The organism is Mesorhizobium sp. M7A.F.Ca.CA.004.04.2.1 (assembly GCF_004022825.1).
Taxonomy (GTDB): domain Bacteria; phylum Pseudomonadota; class Alphaproteobacteria; order Rhizobiales; family Rhizobiaceae; genus Mesorhizobium.
The window spans coordinates 1-5,745 of sequence record NZ_RZPH01000318.1 but is presented as its reverse complement, the minus strand read 5'-3'; the positions used below and the strand labels follow the sequence as shown (position 1 = coordinate 5,745).

Here is a 5,745-nt window from a genome sequence, read left to right as displayed (position 1 = left end):
GGCCGAGAATCCGGCCCCCTCGCCAGACAAACCAGTTCCGGCCGCGCCCAAAACGGTGCGCGAAAAGGCCGTGGTGGCGGCGACCGTCGTCCTTGGCAGCGGCCAGATCGCCATTGCGCCAAATCTTGTCACGGTGACGCGCGGCGCCGAAAGCGTCGTCTTCGACATTGCCAAGGACAGGTCTGTCACGCCGCGCACACCGCTGCCTGACTGGATAGAGCAACGCAAGCCAGGTTCGACAGCCTATGTCTCGTTCGGATTTTTGGGCCGCGCTGAAGTGCAAAATGACGAGGTGATCGCCTGGAGGCGGTTTTTTGGTTGGGCGAATTTTGTGTTTGACACGAATTCGCCATTCTGGGGAAAATCGTTTGGCGAGGTCGCTTCATTGATCGTCTCCGGAGAACGCATCGATCCGTCGAGGTCAAACGCAGCGCTTGCCTGGGACAACATCCTCTACAATGCCGAGTGGCAACACGGCGACGTGTGGCTGAAGCTTCTGCAAACCATCGTCATGGCTTTTGTCGGCACAGTGTTGGCCTCGGTCGTCGCCTTTCCGCTCGCCTTCCTGGCTGCGCGCAACATCACGCCGAACTGGTTGACCAACCAGGCGACAAAACGCTTCTTCGACTTCCTGCGGTCTGTCGACATGCTGATCTGGGCGCTGTTCTTCACCCGCGGCTTTGGTCCGGGGCCGCTGGCCGGCATGTCGGCGATCTTCTTCACCGATACCGGAACCCTGGGCAAGCTCTATTCCGAGGCGCTGGAAAACATCGACGACAAGCAGCGCGAAGGCATCCGCTCGGTGGGCGCCACACCAACAATGGTGCAACGCTACGGCGTGCTGCCTCAGGTTCTGCCAGTGTTCCTTAGCCAATCCCTCTATTTCTGGGAATCGAACACCCGCTCGGCGACAATCATCGGCGCCGTCGGTGCCGGCGGCATCGGTCTGAAATTATGGGAAGCCATGCGCACCGGCACCAACTGGGCCAATGTTTTCTACATGGTGCTGTTGATCCTGATTGTCGTTTTTGTCTTCGACAATATCTCCAACTATCTCCGCCGCAAACTGATGGGGACCGTCGGAAACGGCAACGACGAGCGCGCGCGGGGCGCCTCCGCCCGCCTGCTGCCGGCGGCTTAGACCACGATCCTGAATCGAAGGTCGACGAAGCAAAGGTGGTACCGGTTTTGCTTCGCCGACCTTCGGCTCGCGTCTCAGGCGCCGGCCCTCTTCCACCCGTTCCTGATATGCTTATACCCATCCCGATAAACCGCTTCAGGGCTCTCGGAAAAATCGCGCCACACCTTCGTTGCCGCCGCCAAATCCTTGAGCGAACGGCCGAACGCCTCGATCGTCAGCCAGTCGTCATAGCCGCTCTTGCGGATGGCGGAAAACGTTTCGGTCCAGGGAATGTTGCCGCGCCCCGGCACGCCGCGATCATTCTCCGAAATATGGATATGCACGACATTCCTGCGGTGTTTCGTGTAGGCGCCGATCGGGTCGGCCTCCTCGATATTGGCGTGGAAGGTGTCGTACATCGCCTTGATGTGCGGCCGGTCGATGGCGTCGATATGCTCCGACAAATCCGCCATCGTGTTGAGGAGATAGCATTCGAAGCGGTTCAGCGCCTCGAGCCCGATGGTGACGCCCTTGTTGCCGGCATGGTCGCCGATCGCGCGTTGCGAGGCGACGGAGCGCTTTTTCTCGGCAGAGGTCGGTCCGGAGCCGGAAAACGACCCGAGCGTCGAATGCAGCGGGCCGCTCAGCGTGTCGGCGCCAAGTGCCTGCGCGCAGTCGATCGCCCATTTCATATAGTCGACACCGGCCTTGCGCGTCGCCGCGTCGGCCGAGATCAAATTCATCGCCGGATCGCCCATGGCCGAAACCGAGGTCCGCTCCAGTCCGATGCGGTCGAGCAGATCGCCGAGTTTTTTATAATCGTCCGGCGCGCCGGCGAAGATCGGTATCTCGACGCCATCGAAGCCCGTTGCCTTGATGTCGCGCAACAGCGGCTCGTGTTTCTTCGACACGGCCGTCGTCCACAAGAACATGCACATGCCGATTTTCATCGACGCCCCTCCCCTTGAATCCCCCGGCCGCCTCTATTTCAGAGCTTCGTCCACGCCCCATTCTTCTTCGACGACTTCACGCAGGCCTCGATGAAGGCCATGCCTTCTACGCCGTCCTGGATGGTCGGGAAGACGACATCCTTGGGCGGCTTGCCACCCTTGCGGCGTGCCGCCCGGATGGCGCGTGCGGCCTCCTGGTAGATGTTGGCGAAACCTTCGAGGTAGCCCTCGGGATGGCCCGACGGCACGCGGCTGACACGGCCCGCCACCGGCAGTGCGCCGGCGCCGTTGCGGGTGATCAATTGCTTCGGCTGGCCGAACGGCGTGTACCAGAGATAGTTCGGGTCGGCCTGCACCCATTCCAGCCCACCCTTGGAGCCATAGATGCGCAGCTTCAGCCCGTTCTCGTGGCCGGGCGCCACCTGGCTTGCCCAGATCATGCCCTTGGCCGGATGCGTCTTGCCGATAGGCTTGAAGCGCAGCATGACGTTGACGTTGTCATCGAGAAGCCGGCCCGGCACGAAGGCGTCGAGATCGGCCGACAGGGAGTCCAGTTCCAGCCCCGAGACGAAGCGGGCGAGGTTGTAGGCATGCGTGCCGATATCGCCCAGCGCGCCGCCGGCGCCTGCCTGCTTGGGGTCGGAGCGCCACGCCGCCTGCTTCTGGCCTGTCGCGGCCAAATCCTCGGTCAGCCAGTCCTGCGGATATTCGGACTGCACGATGCGGATGTCGCCGAGAACACCTTTGGCGACCATTTCGCGTGCTTGCCGGATCATCGGATAGGCGGTGTAGTTGTGCGTCAGCACGAACACCTTGCCGGTCTTCTCGACTATCGCCGCAAGCTTTTTCGCCTCGGCCAGCGTCGTCGCCAACGGCTTGTCGCAGATGACGTGGATGCCGGCCTCGAGGAAAGCTTTTGCTGCCGGCACATGGACATTGTTGGGCGTGACGATGGCCACTGCCTCGATGCCGTCGGGGCGCTTCGCCTCGGCCTTGGCCATCTCGGCATAGGATGCATAGCTGCGTGCGGGGTCGAGCCCCAGTTCGGCGGCCGAGGCCTTGGCACGGGCCGGGTCGGCTGACAAAGCACCGGCAACCAGCACGAAATCATTGTCCAGCCGCGCCGCGATCCGGTGCACCGCGCCGATGAACGCGCCTTGCCCGCCGCCGACCATGCCGTAGCGGATCGGGCCGCCTCCCGTTTCCGACTTCGATGCGCCGACCATATCTTGCTCCTCGCTGTTGCTCACCTCCCCCTTGAGGGGAGGTCGATCCGCGCAGCGGATCGGGTGGGGTCGTTGAGGCAGAGCTCGGCATGAACCGACCCCTCCCGGCCCTTCGGGCCACCCTCCCCTCGAGGGGGAGGGGAAACCGCGCTAGATGCCCATCATGGCGCGCAGCATCTTCTTGTCGGTGGTGCCGGCGGCGAAGTCGTCGAATGCCTTTTCGGTCACCCGGATGATATGGTGCTCGATGAAAGGCGCGCCTTCGGCCGCACCATCCTCCGGATGCTTCAGGCAGCACTCCCACTCCAGTACCGCCCAGGAATCATAATTGTACTGCGTCAGCTTGGAAAAGATGCCGCCGAAATCCACCTGTCCATCGCCCAGCGAACGGAAGCGCCCGGCGCGGTTGGTCCAGCTCTGGTAGCCGGAATAGACGCCTTGCCGGCCGGTCGGGTTGAACTCGGCGTCCTTGACGTGAAACGCCTTGATGCGCTCGTGATAGATGTCGATGAATTCTAGATAGTCGAGCTGCTGCAGCAGGAAGTGCGACGGATCGTAGTTGATATTGCAGCGCTTGTGGCCGCCGACCGCGTCGAGGAACATCTCGAAAGTGGCGCCGTCGAACACGTCCTCAGAGGGGTGAATTTCATAGCCGACATCGACGCCGTTGTCCTCGTAGACGTCGAGGATCGGCTTCCAGCGTTTGCCGAGCTCGCCAAACGCTTCCTCAATGAGTCCAGCCGGTCGCTGCGGGAACGGATAGAGGTAAGGGAAAGCCAGCGAGCCGGTAAACGACACTGAAGCATTCAGGCCCAGATTGCGCGATGCTTTAGCGCCGAACTTCATCTGCTCGACAGCCCACTCCTGCCGGGCTGCGGGATTGTTGTGCACCGACGGCGGCGCAAAGCCATCCATCTGCGCGTCATAGGCTGGATGAACCGCGACCAACTGCCCCTGCAGATGCGTCGACAGTTCGGTGATCTCGACGCCCGCGTCAGCGCAGATGCCCTTCACCTCATCGCAATAGGCCTTGGAAGAAGCCGCCTTCTTGAGGTCGAACAGCCGCGCGTCCCAGGTCGGGATCTGCACGCCCCTGTAGCCGAGACCGGCCGCCCATTTGGTGATCGACGCCAGTGAGTTGAACGGCGCGGCGTCGCCCGCGAACTGCGCCAGAAACAGCCCAGGGCCCTTCATTGTCGTCGGCATCGCATCCTCCCTCATTTCTCTCTCGACCGAGCATAGCGCCGATTGGAAGCAGGGCCAGCCACTTTGGTCTTTTCTCAACGGGTGCTTGCACGCACCGCCATTCTGGTATTACCAAATGTGGAAATTTGGTCAAGCCGCGCAATGCGCCATCAAGACCCCAAAATCACCTGTTGCAGGCCTATATATCTCAATATAATCAATGAAATAATCTACAGAGAAAGTTGCACCCCAGCGCTTCTTGCCGATCTGGAGAATTTGCTGTAGACCTCGCCTCAGGCCCAATTGGTCGAACCAGTTTGCGAAAAAAGGCTGGGAACGCCTTGGGGAGGAACCTTTGTGTCGCCTTTTGGCGATGCATGTCGCAGGCGAACCATAGAGACGATTTGGGAAGGACAGACCATGCATCTTTCGACGCACAACTGGATGCGCGCGGAACCCTTGGAGACGACGCTCAAGCGCATCAAGAAATTCGGCTATGAGTCGATCGAGATTTCCGGCGAGCCCGAGCAGTACAAGACCAAGGAGACCCGGGCGCTGCTGAAGGAGCATGGTATTCGCTGCTGGGGCGCGGTGACCCTGATGCTGGGCGAGCGCAACCTTGCCGCCAGGAACCAGGGCCAGCGCGAGCGTTCCGTTCAGTATGTCAAGGACGTGCTGACCATGGTCAGCGAACTCGATGGCGAGATCATCACGCTGGTTCCGGCCACCGTCGGCAAGGTGGTGCCTGACGGGACCGAAGAAGAGGAATGGAAGTGGGTCGTCGACGCCACCCGTGAATGCTTCACCCACGCCAAGAAGGTCGGCGTCAAGATCGCTGTCGAACCCCTCAACCGCTTCGAGACCTATCTGTTCAATCGCGGCGCCCAGGCACTGGCGCTGGCTGACGCGGTCAGCCCCGAATGCGGCGTGTGCCTCGACGCTTACCACATCCACATGGAAGAATTTAACGTCCATGACGCGATCCGGCAGGTCGGAAAGCGCCTGTTCGACTTCCACGTCGCCGACAACAACCGGTTTGCCGCCGGCCTCGGCCAGATCGACTGGCCGAAGATCGTCGCCACCTTGCGCGAGATCGGCTACGACGGCGCGCTGACCAATGAGTTCGTCGCGCCCGTCGACCGGACGCCGGCAGCCCCCTATCCCGACATGGTCGAGCGCAATCCGGTCGACATCTCGCCCGAGCAGCTGAAGTTCATCCAGGACCACGGCTCCAGCGTGCTCACCGAGAAATTCTACACCGACC

5 protein-coding genes are annotated in these 5,745 nt (G+C 61.6%); 2 read left to right on the top strand and 3 right to left on the bottom strand.

Features of this window, described 5'->3' with window-relative positions; genetic code table 11:
• Positions 1-1,141 (top strand): phosphonate ABC transporter, permease protein PhnE (phnE, locus tag EN893_RS15835; RefSeq protein ID WP_128361635.1); only part of this gene is annotated, 1,141 nt, incomplete at its 5' end.
• Positions 1,142-1,215: 74 nt separating this feature from the next.
• Here phnE and EN893_RS15830 read toward each other — a convergent pair.
• From EN893_RS15830 to EN893_RS15820, 3 genes are all read right to left on the bottom strand, one after another.
• On the bottom strand, positions 1,216-2,070 hold the full coding sequence (locus EN893_RS15830; protein WP_127272206.1) for a sugar phosphate isomerase/epimerase: 855 nt from the start codon (positions 2,068-2,070) through the stop codon (positions 1,216-1,218).
• A gap of 38 nt (positions 2,071-2,108) precedes the next feature.
• Positions 2,109-3,296: a Gfo/Idh/MocA family oxidoreductase gene (locus tag EN893_RS15825; protein ID WP_127269535.1), complete on the bottom strand. Its 1,188-nt coding sequence runs from the start codon at positions 3,294-3,296 to the stop codon at positions 2,109-2,111.
• A 150-nt stretch (positions 3,297-3,446) separates the two neighbouring features.
• Positions 3,447-4,502, bottom strand: a complete 1,056-nt coding sequence (locus EN893_RS15820; protein WP_127269536.1) for a sugar phosphate isomerase/epimerase — start codon at positions 4,500-4,502, stop codon at positions 3,447-3,449.
• A gap of 399 nt (positions 4,503-4,901) precedes the next feature.
• Here EN893_RS15820 and EN893_RS15815 point away from each other — a divergent pair.
• The coding region (locus tag EN893_RS15815; protein ID WP_164900909.1) for a sugar phosphate isomerase/epimerase at positions 4,902-5,745 on the top strand (844 nt) is incomplete at its 3' end.